Genomic DNA, 13,807 nt, shown 5'->3' with positions numbered 1-13,807 from the left:
GTGGCCTATCGGCGGCGCTTCACCATTCTCGGCTGCGGCTCCTCGCCGGGCGTCCCGCGCATCACCGGCGACTGGGGCGATTGTGATCCGACGAACCCGAAGAATCGCCGCACCCGTGCGGCCTTCCTCGTCGAGCAGTTCGGCCCGGAAGGCGTGACGACCGTCGTCATCGATACCGGCCCGGATTTCCGCATGCAGATGATCGCAGCCGGCGTCGAAACCATCGATGCGGTGCTCTATACGCACCCGCACGCCGACCACATCCACGGTATCGACGACATCAGGGGCTTCGTGCTGCAGAACCATCGGCAGGTGCCGATCTGGGCCGACGAACCCACGATGGAGCGCATCCGCGAAGGGTTTGGCTATTGCCTGAAAACGCCCGCCGGCAGCATGTATCCACCGATCGTGACGGAGAACCTGATCGAGCCGCGGAACGCGCCGGTGACGATCCATGGGCGAGGGGGGGCCATAACTTTCCAGCCCCATCTCCAGATCCATGGCTCCATCCACTCGCTGGGTTTTCGCATCGGTGATATCGCCTATTGCCCTGATGTCAGCGATTTTCCGGAAGAGACCGTGCCGCGTCTCGCAAACCTCGACGTGCTGATCGTCGATGCGCTGCAATACCGCTATCATTCCAGCCATCTGTCGCTCAGCCAGGCGCTGGACTGGATCGAAAGGCTGAAGCCGAAGCGCGCGATCCTGACCCACATGCATGTGCCGCTCGATTACGACACGGTGCAAAAGGAAACGCCGGACCATGTCGAACCGGCGTTTGATGGTCTTCGTTTCGAGATCGACGTTTCGGACGATCAGGCGAAATAGGGTTTCAGGTTCGTGCGGATGCGCTCCAGCACCGTCGCGCCCGAAAGGTCGGGTGCAAACGTCTTGCCGGTGATCTGCTCATAGGCCTGGATATAGACCTTGGAGGTCTGTTCGACGAGATCGCGCGGGATTTCCGGGATCGGATCCTTGTAGGGATCGCAGCGCTCGGTAACCCAGGCGCGCACGAAATCCTTGTCGAAGCTCGCCGGGCGGCCGCCTTCGGCAAAACTCTTCTCGTAACTCTCGGCGATCCAGTAGCGGCTCGAATCTGGCGTATGGATTTCGTCGGCCAGCACGATGCGACCGTCCTTGTCCGTCCCGAATTCATATTTGGTATCGACGAGGATCAGGCCGCGTTCGGCCGCACGGGCCTGGCCGCGCGCAAACAGCGCCAGCGCATAGCGCGACACGGTTTCCCATTGCTCGGCCGTCAACAGGCCTTGCTCAAGAATTTCCTGACCGGATAGCGGCTCGTCATGGCCGCCGTTGAAGGCCTTGCTGGTCGGCGTGATGATCGGCTCGGGCAGCTTCTCGTTGTCGCGCAGGCCGTCCGGCAGCGTTATGCCGTACATCTCGCGCTCGCCCTTGCGGTATTTCGTCAGGATCGAGGTGCTGGTGGTGCCGGCGAGATAGCCGCGCACGACGATTTCGACCGGCAGGATATCGAGCCGCGTGCCGATGACGACATTCGGGTCCGGATAGGACCGGACATGGTTCGGGCAGATATCGGCAGTTTCCTCAAACCAGTAGCGCGCCGTCTGCGTCAGCACTTCGCCCTTGAAGGGAATGGCCGTCAGGATGACGTCGAAGGCGCTGAGGCGGTCGGTGGCGATGATGACGCGGCTGCCGTCGGCAAGATCGTAATTCTCGCGGACCTTGCCCTTGTAGCGGTTCGGCAGTTCCGGGATATGGGCGTCGGAGAGAATGCGCAAATCGCTCATCGTGGCTGGCTTTCGCTGTTGGTTCCGTCTGCCGTTTCGCTTACGGCTGGGGGCGGTTCCGGGTCAAGGCACAAACCGGATTTCCAGGGCTTTTCCGGCCTCTTGGCAAATTCGTTAGTTCCATAATCTATCTTATGTGATCTCTGGATTGCCGTGAATCACGCGTGATTCCACCAGGACAACTCCCTGACCCGGTGTCGACTGTGATAAGGAATCCATAGTAGCCTGCTGCTCCCGCCGCAACACACATCCTAAACAGCGATACCCATATGACCGACATTCCCGTGCTCGAAACCAGCCGCCTTGTTTTGCGTGGCTTTCAACCGGGCGATCTCGACGCCATGACCGCGATGTGGACTCTGCCTGATATCGTGCGCTACATCGGTGGCGTGCCGCTGACGCGTGAGCAATCCTGGACGCGGCTGTTGCGCCATGTCGGCATGTGGCAGGTGATGGGCTTTGGCTTCTGGGTCATCACCGACAAGGCCACGGGCCGTCTCATCGGCGAAGCCGGGTTTCATGAGATGCGGCGGATGATGGTGCCCGGCATCGAGGACACGCTGGAAGCCGGCTGGGGCCTGCTGCCGGAGATGCAAGGTCAGGGCCTCGCCAGCGAAGCGCTGGTGGCGATGTGGGCCTGGGCCGACGAGACCCGTCCCGGCATGCCGATCACCTGCATCATCGACCCGCAGAATACCGCGTCGCTGACCCTTGCCGCCCGACACGGATTTAAAGAAACCGCGCGCGCGATCTACCAGGGCTCCGAGGTCGTGATCCTGAGAAAGGTCGCAGCCTGACACATATTGCGGGTATCCTACTCCACTAAACCGCTTTAATTAATCAATGTATCTCTATGTTTGTAAATAGTTTTAACTTCGAGAAATCACTTTAAGGTCTTGGCGTCACATTCCAAGCGCCCGGCGCATTTCCGTGTTATTGTGCCGTCATCGAAACAGGAGTGTGCGTCATGAGATTGCCTGTCGCCGTGTTTCTTTGCGTTTCCATGCCCCTGTTTGCATATGCGGAAGAGCCCGTCGATACGGCGCAGGACATCATCCAGAACCAGATCGCCGCCTTCTTGAACGACGATGCGAAGACCGCCTATTCCTTCGCATCACCCACCATTCGCGGAAAGTTCCCGAACGAAACCGCGTTCTTCGACATGGTCAAGAAGGGCTATGGGCCGGTCTATCGTCCCGGCAATTTCGCCTTCGGCCGTTCCAAGGTGGAGGGTGACATGGTGGTGCAGGAGGTGTTGATTTCCGGGCCCGACGGCAAGGATTGGACGGCGCTCTACCAGCTCCTGAAGCAGCCGGATGGCAGCTACAAGATCAACGGCGTGCACATGGTGCACGCCGCGCCCGGTCCGGAAATCTGAGCCATCCTCTTAAAGAGGAGCGAGATCGCCCCTCGCCCATTCTTCCTGCGTCTCCGCCATGAAGTCGGCGAAGCGGCCTTCCTCGATCGCCTTGCGGATGCCGGCCATCAGGTCCTGATAGTAGGACAGGTTGTTCCAGGTCAAAAGCATGCCGCCGAGGGACTCGTTGGCGCGGATGAGATGGTGCAGATAGGCACGCGAATAGTCGCGGGCGGCCGGGCAGCTCGATTGCTCGTCGAGCGGGCGCATGTCTTCCGCATGGCGGGCGTTGCGCAGGTTGATGCGGCCGCGGCGGGTGAAGGCGAGGCCATGGCGGCCGGAGCGGGTCGGCATCACGCAGTCGAACATGTCGACGCCGCGCGCGACGGATTTCAGCATGTCATCCGGCGTGCCGACGCCCATCAGGTAGCGCGGCTTTTCGAAGGGCATGTGCGGAATGACCGTGTCGATCATGTCGAGCATGACCTCCTGCGGCTCGCCCACGGCAAGGCCGCCGATGGCGTAGCCCTTGAGGTTCAGCTCGGAGAGCGCCTGCGCGGAGCGGACACGCAGATCCGGGATGTCGCCGCCCTGCACGATGCCGAACATCGCCTTGCCCGGCTGGTCGCCGAAGGCCACCTTGCAGCGTTCGGCCCAGCGCAGCGACATTTCCATGGCGCGCTCGATTTCCTTCGGCGAGGCCGGCAGCGCCACGCATTCGTCGAGCTGCATCTGGATATCGCTGCCAAGCAGGCCCTGGATCTCGATCGAGCGCTCCGGCGACATGTGGTGCAGCGCGCCGTCGATATGGCTCTTGAATGTCACGCCCTGCTCGTCGAGCTTGCGCAGGCCCGAGAGCGACATGACCTGAAAGCCACCCGAATCGGTGAGGATCGGATGCGGCCAGCGGATCAGCTCATGCAGACCGCCGACGCGCGCGACGCGCTCAGGGCCGGGGCGCAGCATCAGGTGATAGGTGTTGCCGAGGATGATATCGGCGCCGAGATCGCGCACCTGATCGAGATACATCGCCTTGACCGTGCCGACCGTGCCGACGGGCATGAAGGCTGGCGTGCGGATCGTGCCGCGCGGCATGGAGACCTCGCCGCGGCGGGCCTTGCCATCGGTGGCGAGAAGCTTGAACTGAAAAGTTTCGGTCATCGGTGGTCCCGGAAAAGCAGGCTGGAGTCGCCGTAGGAATAGAAGCGGTAGCCGGTCGCAATCGCGTGCGCATAGGCGCCGCGCATCGTCTCGAGGCCCGAAAAGGCCGAGACAAGCATGAACAGCGTCGATTTCGGCAGGTGGAAGTTGGTCATCAGGATATCGGCGGTGCGGAAGCGGTAGCCGGGCGTGATGAAGATGCCGGTCGCACCGGACCACGGCTTGATCGTACCGTCTTCATCGGCAGCACTTTCGAGCAGGCGCAGCGACGTCGTGCCGACGGAGACGATGCGCCCGCCCCTCGCCTTCACGGCGTTGAGCGCGGCGGCGGTCTCCTCGGAAACGTAGCCGATCTCCTCATGCATGACGTGTTCGGTCGTGTCGTCGGCCTTAACCGGCAGGAAGGTGCCGGCGCCGACATGCAGCGTCACGAAATGACGCTCCACGCCCAGCGCATCGAGCTTTTCGAACAGCGCATCCGTAAAATGCAGGCCGGCCGTAGGGGCCGCGACGGCCCCCTCCTCACGCGCGTAAATCGTCTGATAGTCCTTGCGGTCCAGCTCGTCTTCCGCGCGCTTGGAGGCAATATAGGGCGGCAGCGGAATATGGCCGACCATGGCGATGGCGCGGTCGAGTTCCGGTCCGGAGGCATCGAAATGCAGGGTGATTTCGCCGCCCTCGCCTTTCTGCTCGATGGTTGCCGAGAGATCGTCGCCGAAAGTGATGCGGTCGCCAAGCTTGATGCGTTTTCCGGGCTTGGCAAAGGCCTTCCAGCGATCGCCGGCAATGCGCATATGCAGCGTGGCCGATACCTTCTGGCCGCCCGCCCCGTCGCGATGGCGGATGCCTTCGAGCTGGGCGGGAATGACGCGCGTATCGTTGAAGACGAGCGCGTCGCCGGCGCGCAGCAGCGACGGCAGGTCGCCAACAGTGTGATCCTCATAGAGCGCTGCATTGCCCGGCTGCACGACGAGCAGCTTCGCGGCTTCCCGCGGTGTCACCGGGCGAAGCGCGATGTTTTCTTCCGGCAGATCGAAATCGAAGAGGTCGACACGCATGGCAGCCTCAGAGAAAGCGGATCATCAGCGCGCCGGCGACGAGCAGCATCGCGCCGCCGATACGGCCGACGGAGATTTCGCGCACGGCCATGCCGAGGAAGCCGATGCGATCCAGCAGAATGCCGGCCAGCAATTGGCCGGAGACGGCAAAGGCCATGACGGCGGCCGCACCGATGCGCGGCGTCAGGAAAATGGCGGTCGTGACATAGACCGTGCCGAGTGCGCCGCCGGCGATGTAGAGCCAGAGGTCCGGCCCGCGCCAATCCGGCGAGCGGCCCTCGAAGGATGAGGTGGCCGCGACGACCACGGCCAAAATGATGGCGCCCGAGAGAAACGAGACGCAGGCTGCGGCCACCGGCATGCTGAGGCCGCGGCCGAGCATGGCATTGATGGGAGCCTGGATTGCGATGCACGCGCCGGCCGCGATGGCGAGCAGCGCCCAGAGGAAAGCAGCCATGGTGGCGGTCCTTGAAAAGCGCACAAAGAAAAACCGCGCCCGCCGAAACGGACGCGGTCGAAATCGACGGCGTTCTATCAGGCCGCTACGTCGGCGGCAACCTTGAACGACACGATGGTGTCGGGATCGCGAACCGGCTCGCCGCGCTTGATCTTGTCGATGTTTTCCATGCCTTCGATGACCTGGCCCCAGACCGAGTACTGCTTGTTCAGCCACGGTGCATCGGTGAAGCAGATGAAGAACTGCGAATTGGCGGAGTTCGGCATCTGGCTGCGGGCCATGGAGCAGGTGCCGCGCACATGGCTCATGTTGGAGAATTCGGCCTTCAGGTCCGGCTTGTCGGAGCCACCCATGCCGGCGCGGGCCGGGTTGAAGTCCTTGCCGCCGGTCTTGCCGTACTGCACGTCGCCCGTCTGGGCCATGAAGTCCTCGATGACGCGGTGGAAGACGACGCCGTCATAGGCGCCTTCACGCGCCAGTTCCTTGATCCGTGCGACGTGGCCCGGTGCGAGATCCGGAAGCAGCTGGATGACCACCTTGCCCTTGGTGGTTTCCATGATGACGGTGTTTTCCGGATCCTTGATCTCGGCCATGGTGTCTCTCCTTTGAGGTGTAATGCAAAAGGTGTGTCGCCGTTTCGCGATTGCAACGGACGACACACCAAAAAGTGGATTATTTGCCGACGGTGACCTTCACCATGCGGTCGGGGTCGGTCACCGAACCATTGTTGGCGTCGTCGCCGAGCTTGATCTTGTCGACGTTCTCCATGCCGGACACGACTTTGCCGACGACCGTATACTGGCCGTTCAGGAAATCGCCGGGCGCGAACATGATGAAGAACTGCGAATTGGCGGAGTTCGGATCCTGCGCGCGGGCCATGCCGACCGTGCCGCGCTCGAACGGGATGTCGGAAAATTCCGCCGGCAGGTCCGGCTGGCTGGAGCCGCCTGTACCGGCCGCGCCGGCCTGATAGCCATCGGCCATGTCGCCATACTGCACGTCGCCGGTCTGGGCCATGAAGCCCTTGATGACGCGGTGGAAGGCGACGTTGTCGTATTCGCCGGCGGCGGCCAGCGCCTTGATGCGCTCGGCATGCTTCGGCGCCTTGTCGTTCAGCTCGATGACGACGGGGCCGTCCTTCAACTGGATGGTGATGAAATCGGCAGCCTGGGCGACGAAGGCGCTCGTGGTGGTTGCCAGGAACAGGGCTCCTGCGAAGGCGGTACGGAGGATGTTCATGATAGCTCCCTTGAGGGGTTCAGGATGATTGGGCTTCAGCCCTTCTGGCGGGCCTTGAGGGCCGCAAAGACGGGCGCGGGCACGAAAGCGCTGACATCGCCGCCCATGGCCGCGATCTGGCGGACCAATGTGGCGGTAATGGGCCGCGAGGCCACACCGGCCGGCAGAAACACCGTCTGCACGTCGGCCGCCATCTGGCGGTTCATGCCGGCCATCTGCATTTCATAGTCGAGATCCGTGCCGTCGCGCAGGCCCCGGATGAGGAGACCTGCCGTGTGGCTACGTGCCGCATCGACCACCAGATTGGAGAAGGAGACGACGCTGACATCCCCCGCCCGCCCCGGCAACGCCTCGGCAATGGAGAGACGGATCAGCTCGGCGCGTTCTTCGAAGGAAAACAGCGGTGTCTTACCGGGGTGAATGCCGATCGCCACGATGACCTTGGGCGCGACGTTCAGCGCCTGCACCAGCACATCGATATGGCCGTTGGTGATCGGATCGAAAGAGCCAGGATAGAAGGCGACTGTCATCGGCAAGGTCCCGTTTGCCGCCTTTTGTCATGGTCCGCCGCGATCCGCAAGGGCGCCCTCCGTCGCATCCCGAACTGTCCCCTGCCAAGAGAATGAACGCGGCATGAACGGGTCGTTCAAGAGCACTTCAGCCGCGCCATGCATAAATACCGCCATCGACGTCGGGAACAAAGGTGGCAATCGCGCATTTCCCCGACCGAACACAACGGAACAAGTAACGCGTTTCCTTAGGCTGGAAGGAATACGAAAATGGCACTCGCTCTACTCTGCATGACCATGTTCATCGCTCTCAGCGTCGCGACGATCCATGCGCTTCGCGAAGAGGATCGGCCAGCCGCTTCGAAGCTCGCGGCGCGTGGCAAGTGGCTGCGCTAAGCGGGGAAGCAATCATGGTCGGCCTCACCATTCTTTTCACGGTCTTCATCAGCGTGGTCTTCGCTTTCGACTTCACGCGCACGATCCTCGATCTGAAGCGGGATCGCGCGATGCTGAAAGCCACAAAGCTGAAAACAGAAGCAGGCGGCTTCGGCGTTTAACACGCCCCTTTGCCGCCGTCCCTGCGGGTGGCCTTCCCTCCGGGCTACCCGCAATAAATGAAAAGCCGGACGGTCGTTCCCTGCCCGTCCGGCTTTTTCGTGTCTTGAAGATGCGAGGCTGTTACGCCTCGCCCTCGCCCGTATCGCCGGCTTCGATTTCGCCGTCGGCCACTGCGGCGTCCGCCTCGACCTCTGTCTCGTCATCACCTTCCGGCTCGCTGATGCGCTCGACGGACACCACCTTCTCGTCCTTGGCGGTCGAGAAGATCGTGACGCCCTTCGTGGCACGGCTGGCGATGCGGATGCCATCGACCGGCACGCGGATGAGCTGGCCGCCGTCGGAGACCAGCATCAGCTGGTTCTTGTCCTCGACCGGGAAAGCGGCGACGAGTTCGCCGATCTCGCTGGTCTTGGACGTGTCGGTGGCGCGAATGCCCTTGCCGCCGCGGCCGGAGGTGCGGAAGTCGTAGGACGACGAGCGCTTGCCGAAACCCTTCTGCGAGACGGTCAGAACGAACTGTTCCTGCGCCTTGAGCGCCTGATAACGCTCCTCGGAAAGATCGCCGATCTCGCCGACGTCTTCGCCGACCAGCGCGATATCCTCCTCGTCGACACCGCTGGCGCGGCGTTCGGTGGCGGAGCGCTTGAGATAGGCGGCGCGTTCCCACGGCTCGGCATCGACATGGCTGACGATCGTCATCGAGATGATGCGGTCGCCGGCACCCAGATTGATGCCGCGCACGCCGACCGAATTGCGGCCGGCAAAGACGCGCACGTCATCGACCGGGAAGCGGATGCACTGGCCGAGCGCCGTCGTCAGCAGAACGTCGTCCTGCTCCGTGCAGGTCTCGACGTTGAGGATTTCGTCGCCCTCTTCCTCGAGCTTCATCGCGATCTTGCCGTTGCGGTTGACCTGGACGAAATCGCTGAGCTTGTTGCGGCGCACCGTGCCGCGGGTCGTCGAGAACATGACGTCGAGGTTTTCCCACGTCGTCTCGTCCTCGGGCAGCGGCATGATGGTGGTGATGCGTTCGCCGGGCTCGATCGGAAGCATGTTGATCAGCGCCTTGCCCTTGGACTGCGGCGTACCGATCGGCAGGCGCCAGACCTTCTCCTTGTACACGATGCCGCGTGAGGAGAAGAACAGAACCGGCGTATGCGTGTTGGCGACGAAGAGGCGGGTCGCGAAATCCTCGTCCTTCATGGCCATGCCCGAGCGGCCCTTGCCGCCGCGGCGCTGCGCGCGATAGGTCGCAAGCGGCACGCGCTTGACATAGCCGGCATGCGAGACGGTGACGACCATGTCCTCGCGGGCGATCAGATCCTCGTCGTCCATATCGGGACCGCCTTCGGCGATCTCGGTGCGGCGCGGCGTACCGAATTCGTCGCGCACGGCGATCAGTTCGTCCTTGACGATGGTCATGATGCGCAGGCGCGAGGAGAGGATATCGAGGTAATCCTTGATCTCCTCGCCGATCTTGTTGAGTTCCTCGTCGATTTCGTCGCGGCCGAGTGCCGTCAGGCGCGCGAGACGCAGTTCGAGGATCGCGCGGGCCTGCTCTTCGGAAAGATTGTAGGTCAGGTCCTCGTTGATGCGGTGGCGCGGATCGTCGATGAGCTTGATCAGCACGTCGACATCCTTGGCCGGCCAGCGGCGCTCCATCAGCTGCTCGCGTGCCGTCTGCGGATCGGGCGCGCGACGGATAAGCGCGATCACCTCGTCGATATTGGCGACGGCGATGGCAAGGCCCACCAGGACATGGGCGCGGTCGCGCGCCTTGCGCAGCAGGTACTTCGTTCGGCGGCTGACGACTTCCTCGCGGAAGGAGACGAAAGCGCGCAGCATGTCGAGCAGCGTCATCAGCTCCGGCTTGCCGCCGTTCAGCGCCACCATGTTGCAGCCGAAGGATGTCTGCAGCGGTGTGTAGCGATAGAGCTGGTTCAGGATGACATCGGCATTGGCATCGCGCTTCAGCTCGATGACGACGCGGTAGCCGTCGCGGTCGGATTCGTCGCGCAGATCGGAAATGCCCTCGATACGCTTGTCGCGCACCAGTTCGGCCATCTTCTCGATCATCGTCGCCTTGTTCACCTGGAAGGGAACTTCCGTGATGATGATCTGCTCGCGATCGCCGCGCATCGGTTCGATGGTGGCGCGGCCGCGCATGACGACCGAGCCGCGGCCCGTCTCATAGGCCTGGCGAATGCCGGCGCGGCCGAGGATGAGCGCGCCCGTCGGGAAATCGGGACCCGGAATGTGCTGCATCAGGTCGAGCAGTTCGATCGACGGATTGTCGATCAGCGCGATACAGCCGTTGATGACTTCGGCGAGATTGTGCGGCGGAATGTTCGTCGCCATGCCGACGGCGATGCCGCCCGCGCCGTTGACCAGCAGGTTCGGGAATTTTGCCGGAACGACGACCGGCTCGCTCATCGTGCCGTCGTAGTTGTCGCGGAAGTTGACCGTTTCCTTGTCGAGGTCGTCGAGCAGCGAGTGCGCCGCCTTCTCAAGTCGGCATTCCGTGTAACGCTGGGCAGCCGGCGGGTCGCCGTCGATGGAACCGAAATTGCCCTGACCGTCGATCAGCGGCAGGCGGAGCGACCAGTCCTGCGCCATGCGGGCCAAGGCGTCGTAGATCGCCGAGTCGCCGTGCGGATGGTATTTACCCATCACGTCACCGGTCACGCGGGCCGATTTCACGTATTTCTTGTTCCAGTCAACGCCCATCTCGCTCATCGAGTAGAGGATGCGCCGGTGCACGGGCTTCAGACCGTCGCGCACATCGGGCAGCGCGCGCGACACGATGACGCTCATGGCGTAATCGAGATAGGACCGCTGCATTTCCTCGATGATGGAAATCGGCTCAATGCCGGGAGTCTTGCCGCCGGGTGTCGATTGTTCTGTCAATTTCGGTCACGATCGTTGTTCAGAATCAGATGCAATTTTATAGCCTACCGAGGCTGGAAGCGCCAATTTCACGAGGGGTTGTGAACAGGCTTTTCCCAGGAAATCCGCCAATTTGCGCATTTTCATGGTCACTTTCCGGCCACCCTTCCCTTCCTCGCGCCGCTCGCCTAACAATGGGGCGGCAAGGCCGGCAAAAACGGCCGTTCAACGGCGAGGGGAACGCCTGACATGCTCACTATCGATCTCGTGGTCAACGCGATCACGACGCTGCTCGTCACCATTGATCCGCCCGGCCTCGCGCCGATCTTCCTCGGCCTGACGGTGGGTATGACGCGGCCGCAACGCAAGCAGGTGGCGCTGCGCGGCTCCATCATCGCCTTCTGCATCCTAGCCGTCTTCGCGCTGACAGGAGCGGGCGTGCTGTCGCTGCTCGGCATCTCTATCGGCGCCTTCCGCATCGCCGGCGGTCTGCTCTTGTTCTGGATCGCCTTCGAGATGATTTTCGAGCGCCGCAACGAGCGCAAGGAAAAAACCAGCGAAGTCGCGATCACCCGTGATCACATCCACAACATCGCCGTCTTCCCGCTCGCTCTGCCGCTGATTGCCGGCCCCGGCGCGATCTCCGCGACGATCCTGCTGTCCGGCTCCTTCCCCTCCGCGCTGGAGCGCACCGCCCTCATCGGCGTGCTCGCGCTCTGCATCGCCATCCTGTTCCTCTCGCTGGTCATCGCCGATCGCATCGACCGCTTCCTCGGCAATACCGGCCGCGCCATCCTCACCCGCCTGCTCGGCGTCATCCTCGCGGCACTGGCCGTGCAGTTCGTCGTGGACGGAGTGAAATCGGCCTTCGCGGTCTGAAGCCGCTACGGCTGAGAAAGATAGGCTGGCGGCACGGCATCCGTCAGCCAGACGCCATTCTCCGCCTGCCAGAACACGAGGCCGTCGGCCTGCATTTGTCCGGCCGCAACCGTCAGCACGACCGGCTTGCCATGCCGCTGGCCAACCTTTCCGGCCGTCGCGCTGTCCGCCGATAGATGTACCTTCTGCCGCCCCTGCGGCAACAGGCCTTGCCGCAGGATCGCCTCCAGCGCGGTGACCGCCGTTCCGTGATACAGAATGTCCGGCGGCGCGATCGGCACAAGACCGAGATCGACGGACACCGAATGCCCCTGCGCGGCCCGGATTCGCAGCCCATCTTCGGAAAGCGTGAAGCGCTGCTTGTCGCTTTCGGCGACCACGGCGCGCAGCCGCGCGTCGTCGATGTCGCGCCCGGCAAGGCGCGCCTTGGCGATCAGCTCGTCCACCGCTACCCAGCCGCCCGCATCCAGCGCGACGCCGATCGTTTGCGGCTCATGCCGGAGCACGAGGCTGAGAAACTTGCTGATATCCTTGCTCATGACGTCCTCGATCCGGGCCTGTTGCATCTTCCATCTATAGCCGTGCAGCAGGAACGCACCGTCACGCGCATCTATTCGTCAGCTTCTTCGGCTTTTGCAATCGATTGTGGAGTGCGCCATGCCATCACTCCATTCTCGCACATGCGGGAAAAGTGTCGACGAGAGCGTGCCGTAGAGGGAAGCTGACGCGTTTACCGCGCCTACCATTGGCCGCCCTGTCTCCTAAACAAAAGGCAACACGATCATTCCACAGCGACGGCCCGGCTCAAGGCGTGAAATCGTGTCAATCCATGTCCGTCAGGGATTGTCCGCAAACCATTTAACGATGGCCGGCATATTCTCCTCGAAACCGCCGGGGAGAAACACGTTGAGCAGGCCGACGCGCTCGTCCGTCCGGTTCTCGAAATCGTGCATCACGGTTGCCGGGATGCGCACGAAGCTGCCGGTCGGCGCCTCCAGCCAGTCCTCACCGGCCAGAATGCTCGCCACGCCCGAAAGCACGTAGAACAACTCGACATTCCCTTCATGCGCATGCGCACCCGGCCCCGATGACTTCGGCTCCAACCACCATTCGGAGACGCAATAGGCATTGCCCGTCTCGCCGTGATCGGCCTTGAAGACCGCGTTCATGCGCCCGAGCGGATAAGGTCGCCCCTCGCCCGGCCGGAGGAAAAGCACGTCGATCTGGGTCTTTTCCATCCCCCGTCGCCTCCCGCGCAACATCCACTATCGGCTGCACCAAAGAAAAAGGCCGGCGCTTGGCCGGCCTTTCGTGCCGTTCTCAGAACGGAATGTCGTCATCCATATCGCGCGACAGCGAACCGCCGCCACCCGAACGGTTGCCGCCGGCACTGCTGGAGCCGGAGGCACCACCCGACGACGGACGCGAACCGTAGTCGTCGTAGCTCGGCGCGCCGCCGCCGAAATCGTTGCCGCCCCGGCCCGCACCGCCGCCTTCGCCGCGTCCGTCCAGCATGGTCAGCGTCGAGTTGAAGCCCTGCAGCACGATTTCCGTCGAATAGCGGTCGTTGCCGTTCTGGTCCTGCCACTTGCGGGTCTGCAACGCGCCTTCGATATAGAGCTTGGCACCCTTCTTCACATATTGCTCGACGACCTTGCACAGGCCTTCGTTGAAGACGACGACGGTGTGCCATTCGGTCTTCTCGCGGCGCTCGCCGCTGTTGCGGTCACGCCAGGTTTCCGAGGTCGCGATGCGCAAATTGGCGATCGGCGTACCGGATTGCGTGCGCCGGATTTCCGGGTCCGCACCCACGTTCCCGATCAAGATCACCTTATTAACGCTTCCAGCCATACCCGTACTTCCCGTTGTCGCGCCGGGCTCCTGGCGCCCGACATCATTTCACTACATGAATGCGGCATCTTATCGGCTGCCGC

The 13,807-nt window shown here is 62.7% G+C and carries 17 protein-coding genes; 6 read left to right on the top strand and 11 right to left on the bottom strand.

Annotated elements, in window-relative coordinates:
• Positions 1 to 828, top strand: coding sequence for an MBL fold metallo-hydrolase (locus ACOZKU_RS16310; protein WP_421579731.1), 828 nt, complete (start codon positions 1 to 3; stop codon positions 826 to 828).
• Here the strand turns inward: ACOZKU_RS16310 and ACOZKU_RS16305 are convergent.
• Positions 816 to 1,760 carry a phosphoribosylaminoimidazolesuccinocarboxamide synthase gene (locus ACOZKU_RS16305; RefSeq protein ID WP_421579782.1) on the bottom strand — a complete coding sequence of 315 codons (945 nt, stop codon included), beginning with the start codon at positions 1,758 to 1,760 and terminating at the stop codon, positions 816 to 818. The genes ACOZKU_RS16310 and ACOZKU_RS16305 overlap by 13 nt on opposite strands.
• Positions 1,761 to 2,038: 278 nt before the next feature.
• Between ACOZKU_RS16305 and ACOZKU_RS16300 the strand changes: the two genes are divergently transcribed.
• Together ACOZKU_RS16300 and ACOZKU_RS16295 are read left to right on the top strand one after the other, a co-directional pair.
• A complete protein-coding gene (locus tag ACOZKU_RS16300; RefSeq protein WP_421579730.1) occupies positions 2,039 to 2,566 on the top strand; it encodes a GNAT family N-acetyltransferase in 528 nt (175 codons plus the stop codon).
• Positions 2,567 to 2,772: 206 nt separating this feature from the next.
• A complete protein-coding gene (locus ACOZKU_RS16295) occupies positions 2,773 to 3,147 on the top strand; it encodes a DUF4864 domain-containing protein (protein WP_421579729.1) in 375 nt (124 codons plus the stop codon).
• Between the two features lie 9 nt (positions 3,148 to 3,156).
• Here ACOZKU_RS16295 and tgt read toward each other — a convergent pair whose 3' ends face one another.
• From tgt to coaD, 6 genes are all read right to left on the bottom strand, one after another.
• The gene (gene tgt, locus ACOZKU_RS16290) at positions 3,157 to 4,287 is read right to left on the bottom strand and encodes a tRNA guanosine(34) transglycosylase Tgt (RefSeq protein WP_421579728.1); all 1,131 of its coding nucleotides are present in this window, start codon (positions 4,285 to 4,287) and stop codon (positions 3,157 to 3,159) included.
• Complete coding sequence (gene queA, locus ACOZKU_RS16285) at positions 4,284 to 5,345, bottom strand: tRNA preQ1(34) S-adenosylmethionine ribosyltransferase-isomerase QueA (RefSeq protein ID WP_421579727.1); 1,062 nt, start codon at positions 5,343 to 5,345, stop codon at positions 4,284 to 4,286. Before queA ends, tgt begins: the two co-directional genes overlap by 4 nt.
• Positions 5,346 to 5,352: 7 nt before the next feature.
• Positions 5,353 to 5,802, bottom strand: coding sequence for a DMT family transporter (locus ACOZKU_RS16280; RefSeq protein ID WP_314094876.1), 450 nt, complete (start codon positions 5,800 to 5,802; stop codon positions 5,353 to 5,355).
• A 77-nt stretch (positions 5,803 to 5,879) separates the two neighbouring features.
• Positions 5,880 to 6,395 (bottom strand): peptidylprolyl isomerase, encoded by a 516-nt coding sequence (locus ACOZKU_RS16275; protein ID WP_314094875.1) that lies wholly within the window; start codon positions 6,393 to 6,395, stop codon positions 5,880 to 5,882.
• Positions 6,396 to 6,474: 79 nt separating this feature from the next.
• On the bottom strand, positions 6,475 to 7,041 hold the full coding sequence (locus ACOZKU_RS16270) for a peptidylprolyl isomerase (RefSeq protein WP_314094874.1): 567 nt from the start codon (positions 7,039 to 7,041) through the stop codon (positions 6,475 to 6,477).
• Positions 7,042 to 7,076: 35 nt separating this feature from the next.
• Positions 7,077 to 7,571 carry a pantetheine-phosphate adenylyltransferase gene (gene coaD / locus ACOZKU_RS16265; RefSeq protein WP_421579726.1) on the bottom strand — a complete coding sequence of 165 codons (495 nt, stop codon included), beginning with the start codon at positions 7,569 to 7,571 and terminating at the stop codon, positions 7,077 to 7,079.
• 249 nt (positions 7,572 to 7,820) lie between these two features.
• Here coaD and ACOZKU_RS16260 point away from each other — a divergent pair, with 249 nt between their 5' ends.
• Both ACOZKU_RS16260 and ACOZKU_RS16255 read left to right on the top strand, forming a co-directional pair.
• Complete coding sequence (locus ACOZKU_RS16260) at positions 7,821 to 7,946, top strand: hypothetical protein (protein WP_280518833.1); 126 nt, start codon at positions 7,821 to 7,823, stop codon at positions 7,944 to 7,946.
• Between the two features lie 14 nt (positions 7,947 to 7,960).
• Complete coding sequence (locus tag ACOZKU_RS16255; RefSeq protein ID WP_314094870.1) at positions 7,961 to 8,107, top strand: hypothetical protein; 147 nt, start codon at positions 7,961 to 7,963, stop codon at positions 8,105 to 8,107.
• A 121-nt stretch (positions 8,108 to 8,228) separates the two neighbouring features.
• Here ACOZKU_RS16255 and gyrA read toward each other — a convergent pair whose 3' ends face one another.
• Positions 8,229 to 11,015: a DNA gyrase subunit A gene (gene gyrA, locus ACOZKU_RS16250; protein ID WP_421579725.1), complete on the bottom strand. Its 2,787-nt coding sequence runs from the start codon at positions 11,013 to 11,015 to the stop codon at positions 8,229 to 8,231.
• Between the two features lie 228 nt (positions 11,016 to 11,243).
• On the opposite strand from gyrA, the gene ACOZKU_RS16245 reads away from it, so the two are divergent.
• Positions 11,244 to 11,873, top strand: coding sequence for a MarC family protein (locus ACOZKU_RS16245; RefSeq protein ID WP_421579724.1), 630 nt, complete (start codon positions 11,244 to 11,246; stop codon positions 11,871 to 11,873).
• Between the two features lie 5 nt (positions 11,874 to 11,878).
• Here ACOZKU_RS16245 and ACOZKU_RS16240 read toward each other — a convergent pair whose 3' ends face one another.
• The 3 genes from ACOZKU_RS16240 to ACOZKU_RS16230 all read right to left on the bottom strand — a co-directional run bounded on the left by ACOZKU_RS16240 (position 11,879) and on the right by ACOZKU_RS16230 (position 13,724).
• A complete protein-coding gene (locus tag ACOZKU_RS16240) occupies positions 11,879 to 12,412 on the bottom strand; it encodes an RNA 2'-phosphotransferase (RefSeq protein WP_421579723.1) in 534 nt (177 codons plus the stop codon).
• A 297-nt stretch (positions 12,413 to 12,709) separates the two neighbouring features.
• Positions 12,710 to 13,111: a cupin domain-containing protein gene (locus ACOZKU_RS16235; protein ID WP_421579722.1), complete on the bottom strand. Its 402-nt coding sequence runs from the start codon at positions 13,109 to 13,111 to the stop codon at positions 12,710 to 12,712.
• A gap of 82 nt (positions 13,112 to 13,193) precedes the next feature.
• Positions 13,194 to 13,724 (bottom strand): single-stranded DNA-binding protein, encoded by a 531-nt coding sequence (locus tag ACOZKU_RS16230; RefSeq protein ID WP_421579721.1) that lies wholly within the window; start codon positions 13,722 to 13,724, stop codon positions 13,194 to 13,196.
• Between the last annotated feature and the right edge of the window lie 83 nt (positions 13,725 to 13,807).

The organism is Shinella sp. M31, assembly GCF_049199205.1.
GTDB lineage: Bacteria > Pseudomonadota > Alphaproteobacteria > Rhizobiales > Rhizobiaceae > Shinella.
This window is presented reverse-complemented; position numbering and strand designations above follow the sequence as displayed.

What these genes read in the sequence shown, in the direction of transcription:
- ACOZKU_RS16300 (WP_421579730.1), top strand. Translation starts at nt 2,039, where the DNA reads ATGACCGACATTCCCGTGCTCGAAACCAGCCGCCTTGTTTTGCGTGGC.
- ACOZKU_RS16295 (WP_421579729.1), top strand. Translation starts at nt 2,773, where the DNA reads ATGCCCCTGTTTGCATATGCGGAAGAGCCCGTCGATACGGCGCAGGAC.
- tgt (WP_421579728.1), bottom strand. Translation starts at nt 4,287, where the DNA reads ATGACCGAAACTTTTCAGTTCAAGCTTCTCGCCACCGATGGCAAGGCC.
- queA (WP_421579727.1), bottom strand. Translation starts at nt 5,345, where the DNA reads ATGCGTGTCGACCTCTTCGATTTCGATCTGCCGGAAGAAAACATCGCG.
- ACOZKU_RS16280 (WP_314094876.1), bottom strand. Translation starts at nt 5,802, where the DNA reads ATGGCTGCTTTCCTCTGGGCGCTGCTCGCCATCGCGGCCGGCGCGTGC.
- ACOZKU_RS16275 (WP_314094875.1), bottom strand. Translation starts at nt 6,395, where the DNA reads ATGGCCGAGATCAAGGATCCGGAAAACACCGTCATCATGGAAACCACC.
- ACOZKU_RS16270 (WP_314094874.1), bottom strand. Translation starts at nt 7,041, where the DNA reads ATGAACATCCTCCGTACCGCCTTCGCAGGAGCCCTGTTCCTGGCAACC.
- coaD (WP_421579726.1), bottom strand. Translation starts at nt 7,571, where the DNA reads ATGACAGTCGCCTTCTATCCTGGCTCTTTCGATCCGATCACCAACGGC.
- ACOZKU_RS16260 (WP_280518833.1), top strand. Translation starts at nt 7,821, where the DNA reads ATGGCACTCGCTCTACTCTGCATGACCATGTTCATCGCTCTCAGCGTC.
- ACOZKU_RS16255 (WP_314094870.1), top strand. Translation starts at nt 7,961, where the DNA reads ATGGTCGGCCTCACCATTCTTTTCACGGTCTTCATCAGCGTGGTCTTC.
- ACOZKU_RS16245 (WP_421579724.1), top strand. Translation starts at nt 11,244, where the DNA reads ATGCTCACTATCGATCTCGTGGTCAACGCGATCACGACGCTGCTCGTC.
- ACOZKU_RS16240 (WP_421579723.1), bottom strand. Translation starts at nt 12,412, where the DNA reads ATGAGCAAGGATATCAGCAAGTTTCTCAGCCTCGTGCTCCGGCATGAG.
- ACOZKU_RS16235 (WP_421579722.1), bottom strand. Translation starts at nt 13,111, where the DNA reads ATGGAAAAGACCCAGATCGACGTGCTTTTCCTCCGGCCGGGCGAGGGG.
- ACOZKU_RS16230 (WP_421579721.1), bottom strand. Translation starts at nt 13,724, where the DNA reads ATGGCTGGAAGCGTTAATAAGGTGATCTTGATCGGGAACGTGGGTGCG.